Below are 26,635 nucleotides of genomic sequence, written 5' to 3'. Positions count from 1 at the left end.
CGGGCGGCTCGCCCGAGGGTGTGCGTGCGGGGTCACTGGGCGGCGCGCCGGCGAGGCGGGCCACCGCGCCGCCGAAGAGATCGCCTTGTGAACCCGCCCCGCGGCGCTGGTGGGTCAGGCGGGGGTGGCGAGGGTTTCCAGGACCTGTTCGCCGTACTTGGCCAGTTTGTTCTCGCCTACGCCGTTGACTCGGCCCAGTTCAGTGAGGGTGGTGGGGAGGGCGGTGGCTATCTCGCGCAGGGTGGCGTCGTGGAAGATGACGTAGGCGGGGACGCCCTGCTCCTTCGCGGTGGCGGCGCGCCAGGAGCGGAGGCGTTCGAAGACCGGGGCCGCCTCGGCGGGGAGCTCGACCGGGGCCTTGGCCGTCTTGGCGGTCTTCGCCGCCTTCGCGGTGGGACGTTCCGGTTCGCGGCGCATCATCACCGTGCGCCGCCCGCGCAGGACGTCGGCGCTGGCGTCGGTCAGGACGAGGGTCCCGTGGTTGCTCTCCACGGCGACGAGCCCCTGCGCGAGGAGCTGGCGGATGACGCCGCGCCACTCGACGTCGCGCAGTTCGGTGCCGATGCCGAAGGACTTCAGCGCGTCGTGGTCGAACTGGATGACCTTGGCGTTCTTCTTGCCGAGGAGGATGTCGACGATGTGGCCGGCGCCGAACTTCTGGCGCCGTTCCCGGTCGAGCCGGACGATCACCGACAGCACCTTCTGGGCGGAGATGGTCGCGTCCCACGTCTCGGGCGGCTTCAGGCACGTGTCGCAGTTGCCGCAGGGCTCGCCGGACTGGCCGAAGTAGTTCAGCAGCTGGACGCGGCGGCACTCGACCGTCTCGCAGAGGGCGAGCATGGAGTCGAGGTGCTGGCTCTGGCGGCGGCGGTGGGCGGCGTCGCCCTCGCCGCCGTCGATCATCTTGCGCAGGTTGACGACGTCCTGGAGGCCGTAGGCGAGCCAGGCGGTGGACGGGAGGCCGTCGCGCCCGGCGCGGCCCGTCTCCTGGTAGTAGCCCTCGACGGACTTCGGCAGGTCGAGGTGCGCGACGAACCGGACGTCGGGTTTGTCGATCCCCATGCCGAACGCGATGGTCGCGACGATGACGAGGCCGTCCTCCCGGAGGAAGCGCGCCTGGTTCGCGGCGCGCGTCTCGGAGTCCAGGCCCGCGTGGTACGGGAGGGCCTCGATGCCGTTCTCGGTGAGGAAGGCGGCGTGCTTCTCCACCGAGTTGCGGGACAGGCAGTAGACGATCCCCGCGTCGCCCTTGTGCTCGTTCTGGAGCAGGCGGAGCAGCTGGCGTTTGGGGTCGGTCTTCGGCTCGATCCGGTACTGGATGTTCGGACGGTCGAAGCTCGCGACGAAGTGCCGGGCCTGCTCCAGCTGGAGCCGGGACGCGATCTCGCGGCGGGTCGCCTCGGTGGCGGTCGCGGTGAGGGCGATGCGCGGGACGTCCGGCCAGCGTTCGTGCAGGCCGGACAGCATCAGGTAGTCGGGACGGAAGTCGTGCCCCCACTGGGACACGCAGTGCGCCTCGTCGATCGCGAAGAGCGAGACGTCGCCCCGGTCGAGCAGCTCGACGGTCGAGGCGAGCTTCAGCCGCTCGGGCGCCAGGTACAGCAGGTCGAGCTCGCCCGCGACGAACTGCGCCTCGACGACCCGCCGCTCGTCGAGGTCCTGCGTGGAGTTGAGGAAGCCCGCCTGGACGCCGGCGGTGCGCAGCGCGTCCACCTGGTCCTGCATGAGGGCGATGAGCGGGGAGATGACGATGCCGGTGCCCTTCCGGACGAGCGCCGGGATCTGGTAGCACAGCGACTTCCCGCCGCCGGTCGGCATCAGGACGAGCGCGTCCCCGCCGACGACGACGTGTTCGATGATCTCCCGCTGGCCGTCCCGGAACGTGTCGTAGCCGAACACGCGCCGCAGGGCGTCGAGGGTCTCCGGGGTCTCAGGGGAAGTCACCGGGCCATACTATGAACCGCTCGCGACACCCGTCCGCCGAAACCTCACCTGTGGACAACGTCCGCGAGTTCCGGCGTCAGCTCGTCGAGGTCCTCGGCCACGTGCGCGGCCAGCGCGAGCGCGTCGGGCGCGGGCGGATGCGCCGGACGCGGGATCGCGATCACCGTCATGCCCGCCGCGTGCGCCGACCGGATGCCGTTGCTGGAGTCCTCGACCGCGACGCAGTCACCGGCGGGCACGTCGAGCTGGGCGGCCACGGCGAGGTACCCGTCCGGTGCGGGCTTGCCGCGGTCGACCTCCGCGGTCGACACGGTCGCGCGGAACAGGCTCTCCACGCCGACCTTGCCGAGGACCAGGTCGATCAATGCGCGCGGGGACGAGCTGGCGAGCCCCAGCGGACGGTGCTCGGCCATCCGGCGGACGGCGGCCTCGGCCCCCGGCAGCATCGGCGGCCCGGCCTCGTACCGCTGCGTCATGTGGTCGATGACCTCGTAGGCGACCTCCTCGGCCGTCACGCCGTCGACGAGGTCGGTGGCGATGTAGTCCGCCCACTCCTCGGTGCTCATGCCCATGAGCCGCTCCTGGGTGTCGGGCAGCCAGCGCCCGCCGCGCCCGGCGACGTAGGCGCGCCGCACCTCCTCCCACACCGGCTCGGAGTCGATCAGGACGCCGTCCAGGTCGAAGACGATCGCCTGCACGGACATGGGCCCTCCACGGTTCTCGGGTGCGACGTCCCGTCACTACCCGGTGCGATCGGGCCGGAACCTCCGGCACCACCTGCGGTGACGCGGTGGGGACGAAACGTATTTATCCGACGAATGCGACAAGATCCAGTTGCAGTCTGGCATCGTGGAGACCCTCCGCACCCCCTCCGGAGTCACTGCAGAGGAGATCTGCTCATGGTGTTCCTCGGTTTTCTCCTGGTCGCCGCCGCCATCACCGTCGGAGTCGGCATCGTCCTGGACAACACCGACCCGGCGAACCTCGTCCTCTTCGGCCAGACGGTGCCCGCACTGGAGAACGAGTGGCAGGTGTTCCTCGCCGGCGCGGGCGTCGCCCTCGTCCTCGTCTGCGGCCTGACGCTCACCTTCATGGGTGCGGCCCGGCGCGTCCGCGACCGCCGCGACCTGCGCGACCTCCGCGAGGAGCACGAGGAGTCGCTGACCACCCTGGAGATGGAGAAGCGCCGCCTCCAGCGCGAACTCGCCCGCGTCAAGCAGTCGGGCCCGCGGCAGGCCCCGCCCCGCGAGCCGGCCGTGCAGGGCGTGCGCGTCGCGGGACGGCCCGCCGGGAACCGCTCGCAGATCCCCGCGACCTCCCCGTTCTTCGACCGCGCCGAGTAGTCCGCGAAGATGACGCCGCCGTCCGGGCGAATCGTCAAGGGGAGGGATGACGCGGGCGGACCCCGGCCAGCATGATCGTGGTGTGCGTATTCTTCTCAAGGTCGCGATCACCGCGGTCGCCCTCTGGGTCTCCACCGTCCTGATCGAGGGCATCACCCTCGGCGACCAGTCGACCGGCCGGCGGATCGTCACCCTGCTCGCGGTCGCGGTCATCTTCGGCCTGGTCAACGCCATCCTCAAACCCGTCATCAAGACGCTCGGCTGCGCCTTCTACGTCCTCACGCTCGGCCTGATCGGGCTCGTCGTGAACGCGCTGCTGCTCTGGCTGACGAGCGAGCTGGCCCAGGAACTGGACCTGCCGTTCCACGTCACCGGCTTCTGGCCCGCCTTCTGGGGCGCGATCGTCGTCGGCGTCGTCGGCTGGCTGCTGCACGTCCTCGTCCCGGACGGCAAGGACAAGGACGACGACTAGCCGAGCAGGTCCGGGGCGGCGCTCGCGGCCCGCTCGAACGGGCTCTGCTCCAGGCGCCCGGACGGCTCGTCCGCGTACTCCCGGTAGCCCGGCGGGCGCGAACCGGCCGCCCCCACGAGGATCCAGCGGCGCGTCCGGACGGCGCCGACCAGGAACTCGCCGTCCGTCAGCGCCCCCGCGTCCGCGACGATCAACGCGTCGAACTCCTGGCCGGGGGCGGTCAGGGCGGCGCCCGCCGGCGTCCCGACGACCAGGTCGGCGGTGCGGAGCAGGACGTCGCCGCCCACCGCCCGGCCGCCCTGCAGGTAGCCGGTCAGCTCCTCGATCCGGGCCATCGCGCGCCGCTGATGCGTGGGGACGACCTCCGGGTCGTCGGCGGGATCGGCGCCGCAGATCTCGACGACGTTCTCCCGCGTCCGCGCCTCCGTCGCCGTGACCGTCTCCAAATCCTTCTCCCGGGCGGCCATCTCCCGCGCGGCCTCCTCGGTGTGGCGCTCCAGCGTCGCCGCCAGCTCCGCCTCCCGCGCCGCGGCGGCCGCCGCGGCCGACCGGGCCCGCTCCGCCGCCGCCAGCGCCTCCGCGCGGGAAGCCCGCGCCGCATTCACCCGGTCCTGGATCACCTGCGCCGCCTGGTGCGCCGCCCGCGCCCGCAGGCCCGCCTCGGTCGCGCGCTCCACCGACTCCGACGCCAGCCGCGCCTGCTCCCGGTGCTCGGCCCCGGCCTTCTCCCGCTCGGCCGCGAGCCACGTCAGCTCCGTCCCGAGCCTCTCCTGCGCCTCCTGCGCCGCCTTCAGCCGCGCCCCGCCCTCCGACACGAACGACGCCAGCCCGCGCCGCACCCGCTCCGCGTGCTCCGCCGCCTCCTTGGCCTCCCGCGCCCGCTTCGCCGCCTCGTCCGCCTCCCGCGTCCGGGCCTTGACCTCGGCGCGCAGGCTCTTCAGCTCCGACGGCGGTGACGCCACGTGCAGGCGCTGCCCGAGCGACATCTTCCGGCGCAGCGCCGCCAGCGCCGACTCCGCCGACACCAGCCGGTAGTAGGCGGCGTGCCCCTCCGCCGCGGCGTCCGCGTCCGCCGCCGTCAGCCGGTGGGCCTCCTCCGCCGCGCCCGGCAGCGCCTCCCGCGCCCGCGCCAGCTCGTCGGTGAGGGACGCCTCCGCCTGCCGCGCCGCCTGCAGCTCCGCCTGCGCCGTCTTGGCCCGCTCGTCCATCTGCACGCACCGCGCGTAGGAGGCGTCGGCCGTCCGGGTGAGCGCGTTCGCCTCGGCGCCCGCCTCGTCCGCGGCCCGCTGCAGCCGCTCCGCCTCCTCCCGCGGACCCACCAGCTCCGCCTCGGCCTCCTCCTCGACGCCGGCGAGCCGGCGCGCCTCGGCCTCCGCCTCGTCCGCGGCCTGCTCCGCCGCGCCCGCCGCGGTCCGCGACTCCTCGATCGCCTCCGCCAGGCCCGCCCGCTCGACCTCCAGCTGCTCGGTCCGCCGCAGGTTCTCCGCCTGGACGGCCTTCAGCGCCGCCGCGTCCCGGGGCCACTGCTCCAGCCACATCAGCCCGCGCTGCAGCAGCCGCGCCTCCGTCTGCCACGACAGCCGCCACGCCTCCCCGACCGGCCGCAGCGCCGCCGACCGCACCCGCGTCTCCGGCGCCGACGGCCCCTCCTCCGGCTCCACGGGCGGCGCGGCCTCCACGGGCACCGGCAGCGGCTCGGCCCTGGTCACAGCGGCCTCGCCAGGCGCCACGGGCCTGAACTCGATCGTCCCGTTGGACCCGGGCTCCCGCAGCGGCGGCGGCTCCTCCACGGGCGGCATGGCCTGCGTCCGCACCGACCGGACCTCCGCCGTCTGCGGCTGCGTCTCGATCAGCAGCGAGAAGACCTCGGGATCGTCCTCCATGCTCCGCAGCAGCTCAGCGGCCTTCTCCGGGGTGGGAGCGACCAGCAGCGCCCGCTCGTCCCTGCCCGCGAGTTCCTTGACCGCCTCCCGGACGGCCTCCACCTCGTCCCCCGCGTCCACCTCGACGAGCCGCAGCTCCTCCGCGCCCTCCACTGACCCGGGCGAGACCAGGAACCGGGCCAGAACCTCCCAGTTCCCCGCGACCTGCCCGTCCCGCAACGCCCGCAGCGCCGCCACATACGGCCCCCACCCCACCGGCGGGACGTCCTCGGGCACCTCCCGAAGCCGCGCATCGATCCGCTCGTAGAACTCGCTCAGCGGCCCGTAAACACTCTCGACGAGCTCCCGCCACCCCTCATCCGCGGACTCCGTCCCCATGGGCGGCGTAGGCTCTCCGACCTCCACGGGTACGGTCTCCAACCCCGCCCGAACATCAAGCACCTCGCCTTCCACGGCCGCCGCGCCACCGGACCCGCCGACGCTCTCCCCGGCAGGAACCGCCTCCCCACCCTGCTCCCCGGCCCCGCCACGGCCGTCCCCGACCTCCGCGGCCCCGGCACGCCCCTCGACACCCGCGGGTTCGGAGGACGCAGCGCTGTCGCCCGTGAGCGCGTCCGTCACGCCGACGCCAGCCGGGGACTCCGCATCGCCCGGCGTCGCTGTGGTGGACGAGAAGCTGCCGCCCCCAGCGACCTCGCCCGCCATATCCTCACCAGGCGCAGGTTCGCCATCGTCGCCTTCGGTGGACGGGCCGGGGTCGTCCGCAGCGGCCGCCTCTGGCGTGGTGTCACTGACCGAGGGCTCTGCATCGCCCGCGATCGCTTCGAAGGGCGCGGTGACGCTGCCCGGCGTGGGCACGCCCGTCATGTCGGCGCCAGTCGTGGGCTCCGCACTGCTGGCTTCGGGGAGCGGGTTGGTGTCGCCAGCGTTGGCGGGCTCTGGCGTGGTGGCGCCAGCCGGGGGCTCCTCATCCCCTGCCGTCGCTTCGGTCGCAGGGAGGGTGACGTCTGCCGAGGCCTCGTCCGGTGCGACGGCACCGGGCTCTGTGGTGGTGCTTGCCGGGAATTCGGTGTCGGTTGCCGTGGGTGCGGGGGTGCCGACTACGGGTACCTCGGCCGCAGGTTGCTCGTCGTCGGCCTCGCTGGACGCGGCGGGCTCGCTCGGAGTGGGTGCGTCTGGTGTGGCGGCGTTGGTCGCGGGATCCTCGTCGTCGGTTTCGGGGGACGGCGAGGCGTGGTCCGCGGAAGGCTCGTCCTTGGTGGGGAGGGGGACGGTGACGGTGGGGAGTTCGGAGTCCGGGATGTACCTGGGCTCGGCGTCTTCCTCGTCCGGCCCGTTGGTTTCCGAAGGTTGCTTCACGGTGCTGTCCGTCCCACATCTACCGCCCGGGGCCAGTATGTTCCCCTTCTGCTCGGGACTAACGTCTCACAGGTAAGCGATCAGCGGTGGCCCGCGAGGACGGCGTGATGGTCCTCACCGGGGCGTGGCTCGGGGTCGGGGTGGACGGCGGCGCCGGTGAGGCGGGGGAGCGCGTGCAGGAGGCTGTGTTCGGCGTCGGCGGCGATCCGGTGGGCGCGGACGACGGTGGACGCGGGGGTGGACGCGGGGTCGACGACGACGTCGCATTCGGCGCGGAGGCTGTGGCCGATCCAGCGGAGCCGGACCTCGCCCACGGCGAGGACGCCCGGGGTCGAAGAGAGGGCCTGCTCGGCGCGGTCGACGAGCGAGGGGTCCACGGCGTCCATCAGGCGGCACCAGACGTCCCGGGCCGTCTGCCCGAGGACGGTCAGGATCGCCGCGGTGATCAGCAGGCCGACGACCGGGTCGGCCCACGGGGCGCCGAGGGCGACGCCCGCGGCGCCCAGCAGGACGGCGAGGGACGCGAACCCGTCCGTGCGGGCGTGCAGGCCGTCGGCGACCAGCGCGGCGGAGCCGATGCGGCGGCCCACGCGGATGCGGTAGCGCGCCACCAGCTCGTTGCCGACGAAGCCGACCAGGGCGGCGACGGCCACGGCGGCGACGTGGTCCACAGGTTGTGGATGGGCCAGGCGCTGGACGGCGGCGTACCCGGCGGCGACGCATGACGCGGCGATGGCCAGGACGATGACGACGCCGGCGAGGTCCTCCGCGCGGCCGTACCCGTAGGTGTAGCGGCGGGACGGCGGCCGCCGGCCGAGGACGAACGCGATGGCCAGCGGGACGGCCGTCAGCGCGTCGGCGGCGTTGTGGAGGGTGTCGCCCAGCAGCGCCACCGAGCCGGTGAAGGCGACCGCGACGGCCTGCAGCGCCGTGGTCGCGCCGAGGCCGGCCAGGGAGATCCACAGGGCGCGCATCCCCTGGGCGTCCGCCTCCATCGCCGAGTCGACCTTGTCGGCCGCCTCGTGGGAGTGCGGGCGGATCCGGTGGAGGAGCCGTGCCCGCGAGGAGTGCCGGTGTCCGTGTCCGCTCATGCGTCCACGATGGACCGGAAAGTCCGTTGCAGCATCTCGACACCTGCGGGGTCGTCGCAGGTGCACGGCCTGTGTCAGTGCGGGTTGGTCGCCAGCAGCTCCGCGAGGAGGTCGTCCAGGGTGACGATGCCGGCGAACTCGCCCCGGCCGTCGTTCACCACGGCGAGCTGGGCGCGGCCCCGGCGCATGCGGCTGACCGCGTCCAGGACGGTCGTCTCCGCCGTGAGGACGGGCGCCGGGTGCGCCAGCTCGCCGGCGCTGCGGTCGCCGGGGTCGGTGATGGCCGCCCGGACGTGGACGATGCCCGTCATCGCGCCGTCCTGATCGCGGACCAGCAGTCGGCTGTGGCCGCTGGCGGTGGCGGTCCGGCGGATCTGCGCGGCGGTGGCGTCCGCGCCGATCGTGCTGACGGACGTGGCGGGCACGACGAGGGTCCCGACGGTCGCCTCCCGCGCCGAGATCGCGCGGCGGAGCAGCTCGTGGTCGTGCCGCCCGATGAGGCCGAGGCGGCGGGACTCGCCGACCAGGTGGTTGAGCCGCGCCGGGTCGGTGTGGTTGTCCAGCTCGTCCTTCGGCGTGACGCGGACCAGCCGCAGCAGCGCGTTGGTGGTGGCGTTCAGCGCCGACAGGATCGGCCGGGACACCTTCGCGAACGCGCGGAACGGCAGGGCCAGCAGCAGCGCCGACCGCTCCGGATGCGTGATCGCCCACGACTTCGGCGCCATCTCGCCGATGACCATGTGCAGGAACGTCACGACGGCGAGCGCGGTGCCGAGCGCGATGGCCTTCACGCCCGCCTCGGGGACGCCGGCCGCGTGCAGCGGCGGTTCGAGGAAGTGCTCGAACGCGGGCTCGGTGACGATCGCGAGGCCGAGCGAGCACATCGTGATGCCGAACTGCGCGCCGGCGAGCATCAGCGACAGCTCGCGGACGCCCGCGACGGCGGCGACGGCGGGACGGCTGCCCTTCGCGGCGGCGCGCTCCAGCTGGGGCCGGTTCGCCGCGACCAGGGCGAACTCGGCCGCGACGAAGAACCCGTTGCCGAGCAGCAGCAGGACGGTGATGAGCAGCGAGGTCAGGGGGTCCACGCGGCCTCCCCGGCCGGGACGTCCGCGGTGCGGATCAGGATCTTCTCGGCGACCCGGCGGGCCACGCTCACGACCTCCAGCTCGACGGAGCCGGCGTCCAGCCCGACGGTGAGCCGGTCGCCGGCGGACGGCAGCCGGCGCAGCTCCGCCATGACGAGGCCGCCGAGGGTGTCGTAGGCGTCGCCTTCGGGCAGGTCGAGCCCGGTGAGCCGGCCGACCTCGTCGATGCGCATGCCGGCGTCGACCAGCCAGGACCCGTCCGGGCGGGACGTCGGCGCGTCCTGCGGCCCGTCGGTCTCGTCGGAGATCTCCCCGACGAGCTCCTCGGCGACGTCCTCGAAGGTGAGGATGCCGGCGAGCCCGCCGTACTCGTCGACGACGCAGGCGAACTCCTCGCCCGAGTCGCGCATGTGCTCGATCACCCCGTACAGCGGCTGGCTGCCGGGCACCAGCAGCGCGGGACGGGCGACGGAGCCGACCGGGGTGGACGGGTCGAGCGCGTCGTCGGCGACCTCGCGGACGCCCGCGACGCCGACGACGTCGTCGACCTCCTGCCCGTAGACGGGGTAGGCGCTGTGCCCGGTCTCGCGGATCAGCGCGACCAGGTCGGCGACGGGGGCGGCGGCGGGCAGCGTCCGGACCTGCGGGCGGGGCACCATGACCTCGTCCGCGGTGAGGTCGCCGAACGACAGCGCGCGGTCGAGGAGCCCGGACAGGTCGGCGGGCAGGTGCCCGGCGCTGTGCGACTTGCCGATGATGTCGCCGAGCTCCTCCAGCGTCGCGCCGCTGTGCAGCTCCTCGACGGGTTCGACGCCGACGGCGCGGAGCAGCCGCTCGGCGGCGCGGTCGAACAGCCGGATCAGCGGCCCCGCGACCGTCAGGTACACGAGGGTGGACGAGGCCAGCGCCCGCGCCAGCGACTCGGCGCGCGCGAGGGCGAGGTTCTTGGGGAACAGCTCGCCGAGCAGCATCTGGACGAGGGTCGCCAGGACGAAACCGGTGGCGAGCGCGATCGCGCCGGTGGCGCCCTCCGGGATGCCCGCGAGGGTCAGCAGCGGCTCGATCAGCTCCGCGAGGGCGGGTTTGGCGATGAATCCGACGACCAGCGTCGTCATCGTGATGCCGAGCTGCGCGCCCGAGAGCATGAAGGAGAGCCTGCCGATGACCTTGACGGCTCTGCGGGCGGAGGTGTCGCCGCGCTCGGCGGCCTGTTCCAGGGTCGCGCGGTCGGCGGCGACGTACGCGAATTCCTGGGCGACGAAGTATCCGGTGGCGGCGGTGAGGAGGATCACCGCCAGCACACCCAGTGCCGCGGTCACCACGGGGCACCGGGTCTATGACTGGGGTCCGACACCGCGGACTCACCACTCCTCTCGTAGACGGGCTACCTGACGTAACGTCACCAGGGACAACGAGGTTCCCCGCGGACAGGGTACGGCCGGGCGGCGGTGGCCCTCGGGCGGTGTCGGGCTTCCGTGAGAGAAAGGACCTTGTCTCGGTTGGTGTCACGGATCACACTTGTATGAGAGCGTACGTCCGATAGTGGACCGGTCCGTGCTCCCAGACCGGCATTGAGGGCATGCTCAGGGGGACCCGAGAACACGAGCGTGGGGCGAACGTTGGACCAGAGCGGGGCAGGGGCCGCCGCGCCCATGAGCCGTGAAGGCGTTGACCATGCCCTCAGGGAGCTCAGGGCGGAGCGCGACCGCATCGCCGCGTCCCTGCTCGAACTGGACCGCCACCAGGGCGGCCGCCTGCTGAAGGGCGCCCGCCTCACCGGCGAGACGTGGCGCCGCTGGGAGGACGCGCAGGCCCGGCTGGCGACGCTGTGGCGGCTGTTCGACGCCTACCAGCGCGTCCTGGACGCGGCGGGGGAGCTGCGCGACCGGTCGTCCCGTCCGGACGCGGCGACGCTGGTGGAGCTGTCGGAGCTGCTGTCGGGCCCGTCGGTGGAGCTGCCCGACGGGGAGATCCCGCTGGAGCACCGCACGCTGCTCGGCCCGCAGGAGCGCCGGATCACGCTGGACGAGGCCGTCACGATGATGTCGGACGCCTACGCGTTCGTCGCCGGCGAGATCGCCGCCGCGGACGCCGCCTGGTCTGCGCTGCTCCAGCCGCTGGAGAAGGCCGAGGAGGGCTGGCGCGACACGGCCCGGCTGGCGCACTCGCTGGACGGCACCCGGCACCCGGAGCTCGACCGCGTCGGGCGCGAGCTGACCGCGCTCGGCCGGATCGTCCGCACCGATCCGCTGTCGCTGGTCAAGGACGGCAATGCCGACACCGCCCGGCTCGACCGCGTCTGCGCCATACTGACCTCGCTCGGCGACGAACTCGCCGGCGTCGCCCGGATGCGCGAGGACTACGAGGAACTCGTGCTCCGGGTCACCGCCACGGTCGAGGAGATCGAGGAGACGGAGCGGCGCGCCCACGAAGCCCACGCGACCGCCCTCGCCAAGATCTACTCGCCCAACCTGCCCGCACCGTCGCGGGGCCTCGGCACCGCGCTGCGGGACCGGCTCGCCGCGCTCGAACGGCTCCGCGAGGCGGGCCGCTGGGTGGAGATGGCGGGCCGCTTCGCCGAACTCGAACGCGCCGCCGACGAGGCGCTGGAACGGGCGAGGGGTGACCTGCGTCTCAGTGCCGGGCTGCTCGACCGGCGGGGCGAGTTGCGCGGGCGGCTGGAGGCGTACCGGGCCAAGGCGGCGCGGCTCGGCCTGGCCGAGGACGAGCGGCTCACCGTCCTGTACGGGGAGGCCCGCGAGGTGCTGTGGACGGCACCCTGCGACCTGCGCAGGGCGACCACGGTACTGGCGGAGTACCAGCGAGCGATCAGGGCGTGCGAAAGCGAGACGGGGACCCGGCGATGAACCGATGCACCCAGCCCGGCTGCACGGGCGAGGTGGAGGCCGACGGCTTCTGCGACGTGTGCGGCATGGCCCCGGCCGCCGCTCCGGCCGCCGCTCCGCCGCCCGCGGAGTCCGCCGCCGGACCGGTCGCGGAAAGCCCCGCGAACTCGGTGTCCCGGCCCGCGCCCGCCGCACCGGCGCCGCAGATGCCGCCCGCGCGGGCGGCGGCGCCCGCGCGTCCCGCCGCGCCCGTGGCCCCCGGCTACCCCGGCGCGTACGGGCGGCCTCCGAACCCCGCCCCGGTCACGACTCCGGCGACTCCCGCGGCCCCCGTCGGCGCGCCGCCCGGGCCTCCGGTCGGGGCGCCGCCCGGCTCCTCCGGCCCGAGCGGGCCCGGCTCGTCGTCCGGCGGCTCGTCGAGCAGCGGGTCGCCGGCCAGCGGGTCGCGGAGCGTCGGGTCCGGGCGGACGGCGTCGCGCGGCGGCACCCGCGGCACGGGCTCCAGCGGCTCCGCCCGGCGCGGCATGCTCGGCGCCGGGCTGGTGGAGGTGCCGCCCGTCCCGGCCCGCGACCCCGCCTCGGCGATCATGGACAAGCCGGAGGTGCCGGAGAACCGGCGCTTCTGCAGCAAGTGCGACGAGAAGGTCGGGCGGAGCCGCGGCGGGCGCCCCGGACGCACCGAGGGGTTCTGCCGCAACTGCGGGCACCCGTTCTCGTTCACCCCGAAGCTGCACCCGGGCGAGATGATCGGCGGGCAGTACGAGGTGCTCGGCTGCCTCGCGCACGGCGGGCTCGGCTGGGTGTACCTCGCCCGCGACCACAACGTGAGCGAGCGGTGGGTCGTCCTGAAGGGCCTGCTCGACACCGGGGACGCCGACTCGCTGGCCGCCGCGACCGCCGAGCGCGCCTTCCTCGCCGAGGTCGAGCACCCCAACATCGTCAAGATCTACAACTTCGTCCGGCACGGCGAGTCCGGCTACATCGTGATGGAGTACGTCGGCGGGCGGTCGCTGAAGGACATCCTGCTCAGCACCCGCAAGCAGCAGGGCGAGCAGGCGGCGCTCCCGCTCGGCCAGGTGATCGCCTACGGGCTGGAGGTGCTGAGCGCCCTCGGCTACCTGCACGGCGTCGGGCTGCTGTACTGCGACTTCAAGCCGGACAACGCCATCCAGTCCGAGGAGCAGCTGAAGCTGATCGACCTCGGCGGCGTCCGCCGCGCCTTCGACGTCGACAGCCCCATCTTCGGCACGCCCGGCTACCAGGCCCCGGAGATCGGCTCGCAGGGCCCGTCGATCACGTCCGACCTGTACACGGTGGGACGGACGCTGGCCGTGCTGAGCTTCCCGTTCCGCGGCTACACCGGACGGCACCTGCGCAGCCTGCCGCCCCGCGAGGAGGTGCCGCTCTTCCAGCGGTACGAGTCCTACCACCGGCTGCTGCGCCGCGCCACGCACCCTGACCCGGCCCGCCGGTTCCAGAGCGCCGCCGAGATGGCCGAGCAGCTCACCGGCGTCCTGCGCGAGGTCCTGTCCGCCGAGGACGGCCGCCCGCGCCCCGCCCCGTCGCCGCTCTTCGGGCCCGAGCAGCAGACAGCCGGCACCGAGATCGTCGAGGGGCTGGAGCACACCGCCGCGAACGGGGCGGCCCCGCCGATCCTGGCGCGGCTGGAGCCCGCGGCCGCCGCGGCGGCGCTGCCCGTCCCGCTGGTGTACGCCTCCGACCCGGCCGCCGCGTTCCTCGCCGGGCTCACCGCCCGCGACCCCGCCGACCTCGCCGCCGCCCTCGGCTCGGCCCCGGTGGCGTCCCGCGAGGTGCGGCTGGCGCTGGTCCGCGTCCGCATCGAGCTCGGCGACCTCGACGGCGCCGCCCGGCTCCTGGAGGACATCGCCGCCGAGGCCCCGGACGACTGGCGCGTCGACTGGTACCGCGGCGCCCGCGCCCTCGCCGGCGGCCGCGGCACCGAGGCGGTCGCCGTCTTCAACGACCTGTACGACCTCGCGCCCGGCGAGCAGGCGCCGAAGCTGGCGCTGGCGTTCTGCCACGAGACCCTCGGCGACATGCAGAGCGCCGGCCACTTCTACGAGACGGTCTGGCGCACCGACCCGACGCACGTCAGCGCCGCGTTCGGGCTGGCCCGCACCCGCCTCGCCGCCGGTGACCGGGCGTCCGCCGAACGCGTCCTGGACTCGGTGCCGAACATCTCCAGCCACTACCTGTCCGCGCAGCTCGCCGCCGTCGCCACCACCGTCCGGGGACGGCGCCCCGCCGAGCTGACCGCGCCCGCGCTCATCGAGGCGGGCCGCCGGCTGGCGTCGCTGCGGCTCGACACCGAGCGCTCCGCCGCGTTCACCGCCGAGGTCCTGGAGGCGGCGCTCGGCTGGCTCCGCGCGGGCCGCGGCTCCGCCCCGCCCGGCGTCCGGCAGCAGGTCCTCGGCACCGACCTGGACGAGCAGGCCCTCCGCAAGAGGCTGGAGGACACCTACCGCGTCCTCGCCAAGCTCGCCGACGGCTCCGAGCACCGCCACGCGATGGTCAAGCGCGCCAACGCCGTCCGCCCGAGGACGCTCTTCTGACCATGAACGCGGACCAGCACACCCCCGTGGCGCTCTGCCGTACCTGCGGCGAGCCCGTCCAGCCCCGCGACCGCTTCTGCGAGGAGTGCGGCCGGCCCGATCCGACCATCCGGCGGACCCCGCCCCTCGGCAACTCCCTCCCGAACGCCGCCCCTCCGCCCGCCGGCCGCGACGTCCTCTTCGTCCCCAACCCCTCCCCCGCTCCCGAGACGCCCGCACCGCCCGGTGGAGGTGCGGTCTGCGTGGACTGCGGGAGCGGGGCCGTCGGGGCGGACGGGTACTGCGAGCAGTGCGGGCTGCGGCAGCCGAGCGGGCGGGAGCATGTGGAGGCCGACCTCGGCCGGCTGGGGGCGGCGGTCAGCGACCTCGGTCTCCGGCGCAGCCGCAACGAGGACGCGTTCGCGCTGGCGGCGCTGCCCGCGGGCGCGTGCGCGGTGGTGTGCGACGGCGTCGCGACGGCCCCCGGGTCGGAGGAGGCGTCGCGGGTGGCCGCCGAGACGGCCGTGTCGGTGCTGACCGGACGGGTCTCGGTCGGCATGGATCCGCGCGGCGCGATGCGCGCGGCGGTGGCGCGGGCGGCCGAGGCCGTGGCCGGGCTGCCGGGCGATCCGGAGTCCTCGCCCGCCTGCACGTTCGTGTCGGCCGTGGTGGACGCGTCCGGCGTGACCGTCGGGTGGGTCGGCGACAGCCGCGCGTACTGGCTGTCCGCCACAGGCTCGTGCCGGCTGAGCACGGACGACTCGTGGGCCGCGAACATGATCGAGCAGGGCACGATGACCGCCGCCGACGCGTGGGCCGACAAGCGGGCGCACCTGCTGACCGCGTGGCTGGGCGCGGACGCGGGGCCGGTCGAGCCGCACGTGACGGCGTTCCGCCCGACGCGGCCGGGGATGGTTGTGCTCTGCAGCGACGGGCTGTGGAACGACCTGCCGGAGCCGTCCGACCTCGCGCGCGTGGCGCTGGACGGGCGGGACGGCCCGCTCGGCGCGGCGCGCAGGCTGCTGCGGGCGGCGCTCGACGCGGGCGGGCACGACAACGTCACGGTGGCGGTGATCCCCTGTCCACCGCCGGAACCGATCAGGGAGCGGGGCAGATGAGCGATTTTCCGGAGTTCACCGTCCGGGTGGACCAGAACCCCTACCTTCCGGCGGGCGGACGGGAGATGCACGCGATCGTGTCCGTGGAGGCGCGGTCGTCGGGCGCCGCGCCGGCCGCGGCCGGGCGGGCGCCGGCCGCGGAGATCATCATGATCGACACGTCCGGGTCGATGTCGTACCGGGGCAAGATGGCCGCGGCGAAGCGGGCGGCGCGGGCGGCGGTGAACGTGCTGCGCGACGGAGTGCACTTCGCGGTGGTCGCCGGCGCGAACCGGCCGCGGATGATCTACCCGCAGGGGGAGCGGCTCGTCGTGGCGGACGAGACGTCCCGGCGCAACGCGGCGACCGCGATCGGGCGGCTGGAGGCGGCCGGCGGCACCGCGATCGGGTCGTGGCTGCGGCTCGCCGAGCGGCTGTTCGCCGGGCACGACGCGGCCGTCGGGGAGAGCGCCGTCAAGCACGCGATCCTCCTCACCGACGGCAAGAACCAGCACGAGTCGGACGAGGAGCTGGACGCGGCGCTGCGGCAGTGCACCGGCCGCTTCCTGTGCGACGCGCGCGGCGTCGGCACCGACTGGGACGTCGCCGAGCTGCGCAAGATCAGTTCGGCGCTGCTGGGCGGGTTCCTGGACGTCCCCGACCCGGCCGACCTGGAAGCCGACTTCCTGGCGATGACCCGCGCCGCGATGAGCAAGGAGATCGCGGACGTGACGCTGCGGGTGTGGACGCCGCAGCAGGCGAAGCTCCGGTTCGTCAAGCAGATGGTCCCGGTCGTGGAGGACCTGACCGGCCGCCGGGTCGAGTCGGGCACGCAGACGGGCGACTACCCGCTCGGCGCGTGGGGGAACGAGAACCGCGAGTACCACGTGTGCGTGGAGGTACAGCCCGGGGACATCGGGCGGCAGATGCGCGCCGGGTGGGTCAAGCTGGTCGCGGGCGACGAGGTGCTGGCGTCCGGGAACGTCCTCGCCGAATGGACCGACGACGAGGCGCGGTCGACGCGCATCAACGGCCGCGTCGCGATCCACACCGGCCAGTCGGAGCTCGCCGACGCCATCCAGGAGGGTCTGGAGGCGCGCCGGGAGGGCGACGAGGACACCGCGACCGCGCGGCTCGGCCGGGCCGTGGTGCTGGCCCGCGAGGTCGGCAACGAGCAGATCTCCGATCTGCTCGACAAGGTCGTCGACGTGGTCGACCCGGTGCGCGGCACGGTGCGGCTCAAGCGGGACGTGGCGAAGGCGGATGAGATGTCGCTCGACACCCGTTCCGTCCGGACCGTGCGGACCCGGCACGGCGACGAGGCAGGGGGCTGAGGCCCATGCCGGTCTGCCCGAGCGGGCATTCCTCCCAGGCCACCGACTACTGCGACGTGTGCGGTGACCTGATGGAGGGTGCCCAGCGCGCCGAGTTCGCCGAGCCCGAGCCCGTCCCGAAGCCGCCGGAGCCGTCCGCGCCGTCCCAGCCGTCGGCGTCGTCGAAGCCGGAGCCGGCGGACTGCCCGCACTGCGGGACGCCCCGCTCCGGCCGGTTCTGCGAGGTCGACGGGTACGACTTCGAGACCGGCACCGTCTACACCGTCCAGCTGTCCGCGGCGGGCACCGCGCACGCGGTGCCGCTGGTGCCGCGGCAGCGTACGCCCGGCCCGCCTTCCGCCCCGACCCCGGCGCCGTCCGCGCCCGCCGGCCCGTGCGCGGTCATCGCGGCCGACCGCGCCTACTTCGACACGGTGGTCGCGGAGATGGGGCCGGACGCCGGGGGCCTGACGTTCCCGCCGTACTGCCCGGAGCGCCGCGTCCCGCTGCTCGGCGACCAGATCCGCATCGGGCGGCGCAGCACGTCCCGCGCGCTGCTGCCGGAGATCGACCTGAGCACGCCGCCGGAGGACCCCGGCGTCTCGCATCTGCACGCCGTCCTGCTCGCCCAGCCGGACGGCACCTGGAACCTGATCGATCCCGGGTCGACGAACGGCACGACCGTCAACGGCGGGACGGAGCCGATCCCGGTGAACGTGCCGATGCCGGTCGGTGACGGCGACCGCATCCACGTGGGCGCCTGGACGACCATCACGCTGTCCCTTCAGGAGGGCACGCCATGACGATGAGTCCCGCACCGCCGGCGGCCCCCGCCCCGCAGCCGTCGCGGCCGCCCGTTACGGAGGACGCCGCGGAGGTGCGGCCCACCGGCCGCCTGCGGACGTTCGTCCGCGGACGGTGGCTGAAGACCATCCCGGGCCGGATCCGCTCCCACGTGGTGCTGTGCCTGGCCGCGCTCCTGGCGCTGCTTGCCGTCCTCACCGTGGCGATCGGGAACGCCCGCGACTCCGTCGAGACGATCGGGCACGACGCGGGCCCGCAGGTCGTCGCGACCGGCACGCTGTACTTCGCGCTGAGCGACATGGACGCGCAGGTCTCCAACATCCTGCTGATCGGGCGCGAGCACGATCTCGGCATCGGCTACGACGAGACGCTGCGGGTGTACGAGCGGCGCCGCGCGGAGGCGGACGCGGCGGCCGTGCAGGCCGCGCAGCTCGCCGGAAGCGACCTGGCGCTGAAGCGGACCGTCCAGGAGGTGCTGGACGGCCTCGGCAAGTACGAGCGGCTGGTCGGTCAGGCGATGCAGCTCGACGCGCAGTCGAACCACGCGCCCGGCGAGACCCCGCCGCAGGTCGTGAACGCCTACCGGCAGGCGACCGACCTGATGAAGCTGCAACTGCTGCCGAAGGCGTACAACATCACGCTCGACACGGGCGCGCACGTGCGGGAGTCCTACGAGACGAAGCGGTCCGCGGTGCTGACGGGACGCGCCTGGGTCGCGCTCACCGGCCTGATCGTGCTGCTGTTCCTGATCGCCACGCAGCTGTACCTGATGCGGACGTTCCGCCGCGTGCTCAACCCGGCGCTGGTGCTGGCGACGCTCGGCACGCTCGTCCTCACCGCCGTCGGGGCGGGCCTGCTGACGGCCCACGCCGGGCACATCCGCAAGGCCAAGGAGGACGGGTTCGACTCCATCCTGCAGCTGTCGCGGGCCCGCGCGATCAGCCACAGCGCGTTCGGGGACGAGAGCCGCTACCTCCTCGACCCCGGCCGTGCCGACACCTACGAGCAGACGTACCTGGACAAGTCGCTGTCGGTGATCTACCCCGACCTCGGCGACAAGCCGGTGAACCTGGAGAACTACTACGCGGGCCTGGAGCAGAAGGCGGGCGCGTACAAGTCCGGCCAGCGCACCGTCGGGTTCCTCGGGTTCTTCGGGGACGAGGCCCGCACCGCCGGCACGGGCCGCGAGGGCGACGCGCTGGCCAAGACGCTCGCGGCGTACCGGGCAGTCCAGCGCAACGACGCGGAGATGCGCCGGCTCGCGTCGGCCGGGAACCGGACGGCGGCGGTCGACCTGCGGATGGGCCGCAACAGCAGCACGATCCGTGACTTCGACGACTACGACTCGGCGCTGAGCGCGCTGACGGCCGTCCACCAGGACGTCTTCGACGAGGCGATCGAGGACGCGGACGGCGGGCTGCGCGGCTGGAACGCGGTCCCGCCGATCGCCGCCGCCGTCATCGCCGCCCTGATCATCGCGGGGGCCCGTCCCCGGCTGGCCGAGTTCCGCTGAGCGAGGGAGAGCAAGCCATGCGCGCGACCCGTGCGATCGCCGCCCCGGCGGCCGTCCTGGCGGCGGTGGCGCTGCTGCCCGCCTGCGGCCTCGGGGCCCAGGAGGAGCAGTCCATCGCCGACAAGGACGCCCTCGTCATCGGTGTGAAGGAGGACCAGCCGGCCCTGGGCGTGAAGCGCCCGGACGGCAAGTACGAGGGCTTCGACGTCGACGTCGCCAAGTACATCGCGGGGCGGCTCGGCGTCCCGGAGAGCAATCTGACGTTCCGGACGACGAACTCGTCCGTCCGCGAGGACGCGCTCGCCAAGGGCACCGTCGACATGATCGTCGCGACGTACTCGATCACGGCCAAGCGCAAGATGAAGGTGACCTTCGGCGGCCCGTACTACGTCGCGCACCAGGACACCTTCGTCCGCGCCGACGCGACCGCGGTCAAGGACGTCCGGGACCTGAAGGGCAAGCGGATCTGCGAGGTGACCGGGTCCAACTCCTGGCGGCGCGTCATCGAGGAGCGCAAGGTCGCGGCGAAGCCCGTCACCGTGAACACCTACGGCGCCTGCATGGACGCCCTCGCCGCCGGCCGGCTCGACGCCGTCTCGACCGACGACCTCATCCTCGCCGGGTTCGCCACCGGCCGCCCCGGACGGATGATCAACGCGCCGTTCACCGACGAGAAGTACGGCGTCGGGCTGAAGAAGGGCGACCTGAAGGGGTGCGAGGAGGTCAACCGGGCCATCACCGCCATGTACCAGGACGGGACGGCGCAGCGGCTGCTGAACAAGTGGTTCGGCCAGTCGGGGCTGAAGCTGACGACGAGCGTCCCCCAGTTCGAGGGCTGTACCTGAGCCGCGGAGGGCCCGGACCTATCTGGTCGTGGACGGGAAGGCGACGATCGCCTCCCGCAGCGTGTCGTGGATCGGGATGAACTTGTCGAGCCCGGTGATGCGGAAGACCCGCTGGACGCGCGGCGGCAGCGCCACCAGCGCGATGTGCGTGCCGCGCTCGCCCGCGCGGCGGTTGGCGGCGACGATCGCGTTCAGGCCCGTCGAGTCGCAGAACGTGACCTCGCGCATGTCGACCACCATCGGCTCGCCCGATTCGACGACCTCGAACAGCGTCTCCTCGAAGCGCGTGCGCGACACCACGTCGATGTCGCCCTTGACGCGGACGAGCGTGCAGCGGTCGTCGCGCATCAGACTGATGTCGAAGTCCATCGTCACCTCACGCCCCACTCCGGCGGTTCCCGGCCATCTCAGGTGACTCCTCAGGATTGCGCACCCGTGCCCGCATTCCAAGCACTTCCCGGGAAAAGGACCAGGTCGCCCGCCCCTCACCCGGGACCGTAACGCCCGCCAGGACGTCCGCCCGGTGCTCCGTGACGACTCTACCTGACGATGCGCCCGGGGCGTCCGGATGCCTCCCGGGGCGTCCGGGAAACAGGCGTAATAACTTACTCAAGAGAAACTTACTTGAGGGTAGGGAATGGCGTCCAATACCGCCTGGGTGGCCTTTGACCTGGACTTGAACCATTCCTGACCGGCTCTCGGCCGGGAAAGGAGGGCGCTGACCGGGGCCCGGATCGGCGCAGAGGTTACAGTGGCGTTGGCGAATTCGGGAGGCTGGGTGTTCTACACGTTCATGACGCGCGTGGTGCGTCCGATCCTCTGGCTTCTTTTCCGCCCGCGGGTGGTGGGCGGCGAGAACGTGCCGAGCTACGGGCCGCTCATCGTGGCGAGCAACCACCTGTCGTTCATCGACAGCTTCATCATCCCCCTGGCGGTCCCGCGTCCGGTCACCTACATCGCCAAGGCGGACTACTTCGAGGGCGGCGGGCTGAAGAACGGCTTCGTCCGCTGGTTCCTCACCAACCTCGGGCACGTCCCGGTGCGGCGCGGTGCCCGGCGGGCCGCCATGGGCGCGCTGGAGCAGGCCGCCGAGGTCCTCGGCAACAGCGGCGCGTTCGCTATCTACCCGGAGGGCACCCGCTCCCCGGACGGGCGCCTCTACCGCGCCCGGACGGGCATCGGCTGGCTCGTCCTGCAGTCCGGGGCGCGCGTCCTGCCGGTGGCACTCGAAGGCACCGAGAAGATCCAGCCGATCGGCGCGAGCCTCCCCCGCGTGTTCGGCCCCCGCCCCACCGTGCGGATCGGCCCGCCGATGGACTTCTCCCACTACCGCGACCTGCCGCCCGCCAAGGCCCGCCGCGCCATCGCCGACGAGATCGTCGAGACCATCCAGAAGATGTCCGGCCAGGAGTACGCCGGCGAGTACAACGAGCGCGCCGAGAAAAGCTGACGGGTTCGTCCGGGGGTGTGTCGTCCGGGGCGACTCGCCCCCTGTGCCCCGTAGGGTCGCGCCATGGCGCACAGGCTCCTCCCGATCATGCTGCTGTCGACGGCCGCCGCCGCGACCGCGTGCGGCGGCGGCGACGCCGGACGCGCCTCCCAGGTGGGCGGCACGGCCCGCGCCGAGGTGGCGGGCATCGGCTACACCTCCGACCAGCTCGCGCAGGCGCTGCTCACCGCGCCGACCGGCTACCGGCGCGCGGGCGAGCCCGACTCGGGCGAGTACGGGTCGCTGAAGGCCATCCAGAACGCGGCCAGGCTGCAGCGGGAGGCGGCGCTGGACAAGCCCCGCTGCGGGACGGGACGCCTCGCCGGGGACGTCGCCGGCGACGTCCCCGCCGCCCTCGTCTCGTTCACCAACGGCAGCGGCCAGACCGCCACCGAGACGCTGATGGGCATGTCCGCCGCCGACGCCGAGAAGCAGGTCAACGCCCGCGTCCCCACCGGCTGCCTGACCTTCCGCACCAAGGTCGGCACCACATGGTCCGAGCACCGGGTCGTCGAGGCGCCCAAGGGCGACATCGGCGAGGGCTCCCGCACCGTCGGCGTCACCACGATCAGCGGCGGCGCCCGCACCCGCACCTGGTACGTCGTGTTCCGGGGCCGCCACTACCTGTCCACCATCACCGTCTTCGGCCCCAACGCGACCCGCACCGACGCCGAACGCCTGGCCCACGAAGCCCTGGCCCAGGCTCAGCGCGTCCTGCCCTAACTCCCAGGGGTAGCGACCCCCCTGGAACCCCCCGTCACGACGCAGGCGATCCTCACGCCGCGGTTGCGGTCTGTCGTGCCTGTTCTGGCGTGCGCGGCGTCGCTGCGGTCGCCTGCGTCGACGGGCATGCGCGCTGCGCTCGCTGCGCTCGCTCCGCGCGCCTGCCCGTGACCCCGGCTGAGCTTCAAACCCCGAGAGGGTGCGGCCGTGTCGCCCGCGGGGGTGGGGTGCGGCGGTGCGGGAGGGGGGTTTCAGCAGATACGGTTCGGCTTACACGAGCCGCAGGGTGCGGTGAGGCATGGCGTTCGCAGGGGTGGTCGTGGTCGGTAGGGAGGGACGGGTGACCGGCCGGATCGGGCCTGGACTCGTCGGCGAGGTCATGGTGGGCATCCGCGGGGGTGTGGAGGCGTTCTACGCGCACCCGGTCAATCCCCGTGACGAGATCGACGTCGGGGCGATCGTCGTCGTGGTCGAGTACCACCCGCCCCGGACGGTGTACGTGGCACCCGCGCTGCCCTCGTGACGCCACGACGATGAAATTGGCCTCATCAGGACGCGAATACGTGCGGCGGTGACCGAACCGTCCGCGCGCGGATCGCGTCTATTGGGAAACGCGGACGGGCCGCCCCCGGGCCGGCCGCGCCCCTGACATCTGAAGAGGAGGCCCCATGCCCGTGATCGCCGTGGCGGTCGGTGCCGTCGTCGCAGTCATCGTCTTGATCATCTTGTTCAAGATGGTCTGGCGGGTCGCCGAGCCGAACGAGGCTCTGATCATTTCCGGGCTGGGCGCCAGGTCCAAGCCGATCGACGGCGTGGACAGCCTCGGTTTCAAGATCATTACCGGTAAGGGCACGGCGGTGCTGCCCGGCTTCCAGACGTCCCGCCGGCTGCGGCTCGACAGCCGCGCGGCCAACCTCGAGGTCAGCTGCGTGACGCAGCAGGGCATCCCGGTCAAGGTCCGCGGCGTGGTCATCTACAAGGTCGGCGACGACTTCGTGTCGATCGCCAACGCGGCGCGGCGCTTCCTGGAGCAGCAGAAGTCGATGGACGGGGCCATCCACGAGCTGTTCACCGGCCACCTGCGCTCGATCATCGGCAACCTCACCGTCGAGGACCTGATCCTCAACCGCGAGCGCCTGACGTCCGAGACCCGCGGCTCGGCCGCCGACGAGATGAGCAAGCTCGGCCTGATCGTGGACTCCCTGCAGATCCAGGAGATCCACGACGACGCCGGCTACATCACCAACCTGGGCCGCCCGCACGCCGCCAAGGTCGCCGCCGCCGCCCGCATCGCCGAGGCCGAGCGGAACCAGGAGGCCACCCAGCGCGAGCAGGAGGCCCTGCGGGAGAACGCCGCGGTCATCCGGGACACCGAGATCAAGAAGGCCGAGTACGAGGGCCAGGTGCAGCAGGCCGCGCAGCAGGCCCGGCAGGAGGTCATCCTCAAGGAGACCCGCAACGCCGAGCTGGAGGCCGAGCGCACCGAGAAGCGGCTGGAGAGCGAGGTCCGCAAGCCCGCGGACGCCCGCGCGTACGAGCAGGTCAAGCTGGCCGAGGCGGAGCGCGAGGAGCGCATCTCCTACGCCCAGGCCGCCGCGACCGAGGTCCAGCTCAAGGCCCAGCGCGAGTCCGAGGCGATCCGGCTGCTCGGTGAGGCCGAGGCGGACGCGACCCGGCAGAAGGGCCTCGCCGAGGCGGAGGCGATCAAGGCCCGCGCCGTCGCCCTGGCGGAGAACACCGACGCCGTCATCGCCCAGCAGCTCGCCGAGAAGTGGCCGGAGATCGTCGAGGCCGGCGCGGGCGTGTTCGGCAACGTCGACAACATGGTCCTGCTCAACGGCGCCCAGGGCATGGAGGACATGCTCGCCAAGGCGCTCACGCTCGGCGGCACCGGCCTCGGCGTCGCCCGGCAGCTCCTCGCCGGGATGAACGGGCAGAACGCCGCGAACGGCCACAACGGCGTCCCGGCCGCCACGGTTCCCGTGGAGGTCCCCGCGGAGACGCCGAAGGAGGACTGACCGCCGAAGGCCCGGCCCGGTCCCGGGCCGGGCCTTCTTGGCGTTAACGGCCCGTCGCTCCCGCTAAGTTCGTTGCATGTCCGTGCCGCGGCTTGCCGTATCCGTCGACCTCGTCGTCCTCACCGTGCGGGAGCACCGGCTGTGCGCCCTCCGGTGGCGGCGCGACCGGGCGCCGTACCAGGGGGCGTGGTCGCTGCCGGGCGGGTTCATCCAGCTCGACGAGGACCTGCCCGCCGCCGCGTCCCGCCTCATGGCGGAGCGGGCCGGGCTCGCGGACGTGCGCATCCACCTGGAGCAGCTCGCGACCTACGGGTATCCCGACCGCGACCCCCGGCAGCGGGTGGTGAGCGTCGCCTACCTCGGGCTCGCGCCGGACCTGCCCGCCTCCAGCCGGGCGCAGGTGCTGTGGACGGCCGTGGACGACCTCGTCCACCGGGACCGGGCCGCGTTCGACCACCGGCGCATCCTGTGCGACGGGATGGAGCGGGCACGGGCGAAGCTGGAGTACACCTCGCTGGCCGCCGCCTTCTGCCCGCCCGAGTTCACGGTCGCGGAGCTGCGCCGCGTCTACGAGATCGTGTGGGGCACCAGCCTCGACCCGCGGAACTTCCACCGGAAGGTGACCGGCGCCGACCGGTTCCTCATCCCGACCGACCGGACCACCACGCGGGACGGCGGACGCCCCGCGAGGCTCTACCGGCGCGGCGACGCCGAACAGCTCAGGCCGCCCATGCTGAGACCCCGCGCATGAGGTTTTACCTGGGGCGATGTCGCAAGCAGCGCCGGGCGGTTGCTAGTTTCACCCCCTATGAACGGTGACCCTTCCGACGCTCTCGGCCTGCTCGTCCGGGACATCGGGGAGGCCGGCGTCGCGGAGATGGCCGGCTCCCCGGGCCTGGCGGCGGCCGTCGACCAGCATGTGGCCAGCCTCCGCGACGAACTGGGCGAGCCCGGCGCGCCGCCCGGATCGGCCGAGCTGATGGGATACCTGCACGGTTTCGCAGAGGACGCGTTCAACCGGGGCTGGTGGCCGGACGACACCCGCGACTGGGAGTTCGTCCGGATCGTGGCCGTTTGCTGGATGATGATGGACGCTGCATAGGCTGGGGCTCATCACCCCCTGTGCGATCTGGAGGACAACGGTGTCCGAGGCAACCACTCCGCGCTTCCGCTCCGTTCTCGACCGGTTCGTGGCTTACAAGCCCGGCAAGGTCGTGATGTCGCCCGAGGGCCGCTCGTTCAAGCTGTCGTCCAACGAGTCGCCGCACGGTCCGCTCCCGTCGGTCGTGGACGCGATCGGCGAGGCGGCCCGGAACGTCAACCGCTACCCGGACAACAACGCGACCGCGCTGACCGAGGCGATCGCGGAGTTCTGCGGCGTCCCCGCCGACCATGTCGCGGTCGGCTGCGGGTCGGTCGGGATGACCCAGATGCTGCTGGAGGCCGTCGCCGAGCCGGGCGCCGAGGTCGTCTACGCGTGGCGCTCCTTCGAGGCGTACCCGCTGCTGGTGTCGCTGTCGGGCGCCACGGGCGTCCAGGTCGCGCTGCGGGACGAGACCCACGACCTGCCCGCGATGGCCGGCGCGATCACCGACCGGACCCGCCTGATCTTCCTCTGCAACCCGAACAACCCGACGGGCACGATCGTCCGGCGCGCGGAGATCGAGGCGTTCCTGGACCGCGTCCCCGCCGACTGCCTGGTCGTCCTGGACGAGGCGTACCGCGAGTACGTCCGCGACGACGAGGTGCCGGACGGCCTCGCCCTCTACGGCGACCGGCCGAACCTGGCGATCCTCCGCACGTTCTCCAAGGCCTACGGCCTCGCCGGCCTGCGCATCGGGTTCCTCGTGGCGCACCCGGAGGTGGCGGGCGCGATCCGCAAGACCTTCCTCCCGTTCAGCGTGAACTCGGTCGCGCAGGCCGCCGGGATCGCGTCGCTGCGGGCCACCGGTGAACTCCTGGAGCGCGTCGAGGGCACGGTGAAGGAGCGCGACCGCGTCCGGGACGCGCTCCTCGCGGACGGCTGGACCGTCCCGCCGACGGAGGCCAACTTCGTCTGGCTCCGCCTGGGCGACCGCACGATGGACTTCTCCGCAGCCTGCGACGCCCAGGGCGTGAGCGTCCGCCCCTTCGCGGGCGAGGGCGCCCGCGTCTCGATCGGCTCCCCAGAGGAGAACGACGCCTTCCTCGCGGTGGCCAAAGCCTTCCCCCACCGCAACTGACGGCCCTCGGACGGCAGCGCACGACGGCCTTCG

The 26,635-nt window shown here is 73.3% G+C and carries 23 protein-coding genes; 16 read left to right on the top strand and 7 right to left on the bottom strand.

The window, feature by feature from the left end; all coding sequences use genetic code 11:
* Window positions 1-114: 114 nt before the first annotated feature.
* Window positions 115-1,944 (bottom strand): DNA helicase RecQ, encoded by a 1,830-nt coding sequence (gene recQ / locus BM339_RS28240; RefSeq protein ID WP_075022795.1) that lies wholly within the window; start codon window positions 1,942-1,944, stop codon window positions 115-117.
* Window positions 1,945-1,988: 44 nt separating this feature from the next.
* Entirely contained in the window at window positions 1,989-2,648 is a 660-nt protein-coding gene (locus BM339_RS28235) for an HAD family hydrolase (protein WP_075022794.1), read from the bottom strand.
* A 195-nt stretch (window positions 2,649-2,843) separates the two neighbouring features.
* Between BM339_RS28235 and BM339_RS28230 the strand changes: the two genes are divergently transcribed.
* Window positions 2,844-3,287, top strand: coding sequence for a hypothetical protein (locus tag BM339_RS28230; protein WP_021593839.1), 444 nt, complete (start codon window positions 2,844-2,846; stop codon window positions 3,285-3,287).
* Between the two features lie 82 nt (window positions 3,288-3,369).
* Complete coding sequence (locus tag BM339_RS28225; protein WP_021593838.1) at window positions 3,370-3,759, top strand: phage holin family protein; 390 nt, start codon at window positions 3,370-3,372, stop codon at window positions 3,757-3,759.
* Here BM339_RS28225 and BM339_RS50110 read toward each other — a convergent pair.
* From BM339_RS50110 to BM339_RS28205, 4 genes are all read right to left on the bottom strand, one after another.
* Window positions 3,756-6,020, bottom strand: a complete 2,265-nt coding sequence (locus tag BM339_RS50110; RefSeq protein WP_075022793.1) for a coiled-coil domain-containing protein — start codon at window positions 6,018-6,020, stop codon at window positions 3,756-3,758. The genes BM339_RS28225 and BM339_RS50110 overlap by 4 nt on opposite strands.
* A 1,061-nt stretch (window positions 6,021-7,081) precedes the next feature.
* A complete protein-coding gene (locus BM339_RS28215; RefSeq protein ID WP_075022792.1) occupies window positions 7,082-8,092 on the bottom strand; it encodes a cation diffusion facilitator family transporter in 1,011 nt (336 codons plus the stop codon).
* A gap of 74 nt (window positions 8,093-8,166) precedes the next feature.
* Window positions 8,167-9,180 (bottom strand): hemolysin family protein, encoded by a 1,014-nt coding sequence (locus BM339_RS28210; protein ID WP_075022791.1) that lies wholly within the window; start codon window positions 9,178-9,180, stop codon window positions 8,167-8,169.
* Complete coding sequence (locus BM339_RS28205) at window positions 9,168-10,499, bottom strand: hemolysin family protein (RefSeq protein ID WP_024934761.1); 1,332 nt, start codon at window positions 10,497-10,499, stop codon at window positions 9,168-9,170. Before BM339_RS28205 ends, BM339_RS28210 begins: the two co-directional genes overlap by 13 nt.
* Window positions 10,500-10,832: 333 nt before the next feature.
* Between BM339_RS28205 and BM339_RS28200 the strand changes: the two genes are divergently transcribed.
* From BM339_RS28200 to BM339_RS28170, 7 genes are read left to right on the top strand one after another with little or no spacing between them, the layout of a single operon-like run.
* Window positions 10,833-12,047, top strand: coding sequence for a hypothetical protein (locus BM339_RS28200; RefSeq protein ID WP_021599151.1), 1,215 nt, complete (start codon window positions 10,833-10,835; stop codon window positions 12,045-12,047).
* Window positions 12,044-14,599, top strand: coding sequence for a serine/threonine-protein kinase (locus BM339_RS28195; RefSeq protein WP_143118624.1), 2,556 nt, complete (start codon window positions 12,044-12,046; stop codon window positions 14,597-14,599). Before BM339_RS28200 ends, BM339_RS28195 begins: the two co-directional genes overlap by 4 nt.
* 2 nt (window positions 14,600-14,601) lie before the next feature.
* Entirely contained in the window at window positions 14,602-15,696 is a 1,095-nt protein-coding gene (locus tag BM339_RS28190; RefSeq protein WP_075022790.1) for a PP2C family protein-serine/threonine phosphatase, read from the top strand.
* The gene (locus BM339_RS28185) at window positions 15,693-17,009 is read left to right on the top strand and encodes a VWA domain-containing protein (RefSeq protein ID WP_021600066.1); all 1,317 of its coding nucleotides are present in this window, start codon (window positions 15,693-15,695) and stop codon (window positions 17,007-17,009) included. Before BM339_RS28190 ends, BM339_RS28185 begins: the two co-directional genes overlap by 4 nt.
* Window positions 17,010-17,014: 5 nt before the next feature.
* Complete coding sequence (locus BM339_RS28180) at window positions 17,015-17,791, top strand: FHA domain-containing protein (RefSeq protein WP_024936350.1); 777 nt, start codon at window positions 17,015-17,017, stop codon at window positions 17,789-17,791.
* Window positions 17,788-19,305 (top strand): hypothetical protein, encoded by a 1,518-nt coding sequence (locus BM339_RS28175; protein WP_024936349.1) that lies wholly within the window; start codon window positions 17,788-17,790, stop codon window positions 19,303-19,305. Before BM339_RS28180 ends, BM339_RS28175 begins: the two co-directional genes overlap by 4 nt.
* 17 nt (window positions 19,306-19,322) lie before the next feature.
* Entirely contained in the window at window positions 19,323-20,150 is an 828-nt protein-coding gene (locus BM339_RS28170; protein WP_075022789.1) for a glutamate ABC transporter substrate-binding protein, read from the top strand.
* An 18-nt stretch (window positions 20,151-20,168) separates the two neighbouring features.
* Here the strand turns inward: BM339_RS28170 and BM339_RS28165 are convergent, their stop codons facing one another.
* A complete protein-coding gene (locus BM339_RS28165; protein ID WP_021593804.1) occupies window positions 20,169-20,519 on the bottom strand; it encodes an STAS domain-containing protein in 351 nt (116 codons plus the stop codon).
* Window positions 20,520-20,928: 409 nt separating this feature from the next.
* Between BM339_RS28165 and BM339_RS28160 the strand changes: the two genes are divergently transcribed.
* The 7 genes from BM339_RS28160 (at window position 20,929) to hisC (ending at window position 26,602) form a co-directional block, all read left to right on the top strand.
* The gene (locus BM339_RS28160; protein WP_021593805.1) at window positions 20,929-21,600 is read left to right on the top strand and encodes a lysophospholipid acyltransferase family protein; all 672 of its coding nucleotides are present in this window, start codon (window positions 20,929-20,931) and stop codon (window positions 21,598-21,600) included.
* Between the two features lie 63 nt (window positions 21,601-21,663).
* Window positions 21,664-22,362 carry a hypothetical protein gene (locus BM339_RS28155; protein ID WP_021593806.1) on the top strand — a complete coding sequence of 233 codons (699 nt, stop codon included), beginning with the start codon at window positions 21,664-21,666 and terminating at the stop codon, window positions 22,360-22,362.
* Between the two features lie 298 nt (window positions 22,363-22,660).
* Window positions 22,661-22,885, top strand: a complete 225-nt coding sequence (locus BM339_RS28150) for a hypothetical protein (protein ID WP_052357922.1) — start codon at window positions 22,661-22,663, stop codon at window positions 22,883-22,885.
* A 145-nt stretch (window positions 22,886-23,030) separates the two neighbouring features.
* Window positions 23,031-24,380: an SPFH domain-containing protein gene (locus tag BM339_RS28145; protein ID WP_021593808.1), complete on the top strand. Its 1,350-nt coding sequence runs from the start codon at window positions 23,031-23,033 to the stop codon at window positions 24,378-24,380.
* A 76-nt stretch (window positions 24,381-24,456) separates the two neighbouring features.
* The gene (locus tag BM339_RS28140; protein ID WP_021593809.1) at window positions 24,457-25,131 is read left to right on the top strand and encodes an NUDIX hydrolase; all 675 of its coding nucleotides are present in this window, start codon (window positions 24,457-24,459) and stop codon (window positions 25,129-25,131) included.
* Between the two features lie 57 nt (window positions 25,132-25,188).
* Window positions 25,189-25,482 (top strand): DUF6401 family natural product biosynthesis protein, encoded by a 294-nt coding sequence (locus BM339_RS28135; protein ID WP_021593810.1) that lies wholly within the window; start codon window positions 25,189-25,191, stop codon window positions 25,480-25,482.
* Window positions 25,483-25,522: 40 nt separating this feature from the next.
* Complete coding sequence (gene hisC / locus BM339_RS28130; protein ID WP_021593811.1) at window positions 25,523-26,602, top strand: histidinol-phosphate transaminase; 1,080 nt, start codon at window positions 25,523-25,525, stop codon at window positions 26,600-26,602.
* The last annotated feature ends 33 nt before the right edge of the window (window positions 26,603-26,635 follow it).

It is taken from the genome of Actinomadura madurae (assembly GCF_900115095.1).
In the GTDB taxonomy this organism is placed as follows: Bacteria; Actinomycetota; Actinomycetes; order Streptosporangiales; family Streptosporangiaceae; genus Spirillospora; species Spirillospora madurae.
The sequence above is the reverse complement of the archived record's forward strand: the minus strand, read 5'-3'. Positions and strand labels throughout refer to the sequence as shown.

Coding starts and splice junctions, on each gene's coding strand:
- BM339_RS28235 (WP_075022794.1), bottom strand. CDS start 2,648: ATGTCCGTGCAGGCGATCGTCTTCGACCTGGACGGCGTCCTGATCGAC.
- BM339_RS28230 (WP_021593839.1), top strand. CDS start 2,844: ATGGTGTTCCTCGGTTTTCTCCTGGTCGCCGCCGCCATCACCGTCGGA.
- BM339_RS50110 (WP_075022793.1), bottom strand. CDS start 6,020: ATGGGGACGGAGTCCGCGGATGAGGGGTGGCGGGAGCTCGTCGAGAGT.
- BM339_RS28215 (WP_075022792.1), bottom strand. CDS start 8,092: ATGAGCGGACACGGACACCGGCACTCCTCGCGGGCACGGCTCCTCCAC.
- BM339_RS28200 (WP_021599151.1), top strand. CDS start 10,833: ATGAGCCGTGAAGGCGTTGACCATGCCCTCAGGGAGCTCAGGGCGGAG.
- BM339_RS28195 (WP_143118624.1), top strand. CDS start 12,044: ATGAACCGATGCACCCAGCCCGGCTGCACGGGCGAGGTGGAGGCCGAC.
- BM339_RS28190 (WP_075022790.1), top strand. CDS start 14,602: ATGAACGCGGACCAGCACACCCCCGTGGCGCTCTGCCGTACCTGCGGC.
- BM339_RS28185 (WP_021600066.1), top strand. CDS start 15,693: ATGAGCGATTTTCCGGAGTTCACCGTCCGGGTGGACCAGAACCCCTAC.
- BM339_RS28180 (WP_024936350.1), top strand. CDS start 17,015: ATGCCGGTCTGCCCGAGCGGGCATTCCTCCCAGGCCACCGACTACTGC.
- BM339_RS28175 (WP_024936349.1), top strand. CDS start 17,788: ATGACGATGAGTCCCGCACCGCCGGCGGCCCCCGCCCCGCAGCCGTCG.
- BM339_RS28170 (WP_075022789.1), top strand. CDS start 19,323: ATGCGCGCGACCCGTGCGATCGCCGCCCCGGCGGCCGTCCTGGCGGCG.
- BM339_RS28165 (WP_021593804.1), bottom strand. CDS start 20,519: ATGGACTTCGACATCAGTCTGATGCGCGACGACCGCTGCACGCTCGTC.
- BM339_RS28155 (WP_021593806.1), top strand. CDS start 21,664: ATGGCGCACAGGCTCCTCCCGATCATGCTGCTGTCGACGGCCGCCGCC.
- BM339_RS28150 (WP_052357922.1), top strand. CDS start 22,661: ATGGCGTTCGCAGGGGTGGTCGTGGTCGGTAGGGAGGGACGGGTGACC.
- BM339_RS28145 (WP_021593808.1), top strand. CDS start 23,031: ATGCCCGTGATCGCCGTGGCGGTCGGTGCCGTCGTCGCAGTCATCGTC.
- BM339_RS28140 (WP_021593809.1), top strand. CDS start 24,457: ATGTCCGTGCCGCGGCTTGCCGTATCCGTCGACCTCGTCGTCCTCACC.
- BM339_RS28135 (WP_021593810.1), top strand. CDS start 25,189: ATGAACGGTGACCCTTCCGACGCTCTCGGCCTGCTCGTCCGGGACATC.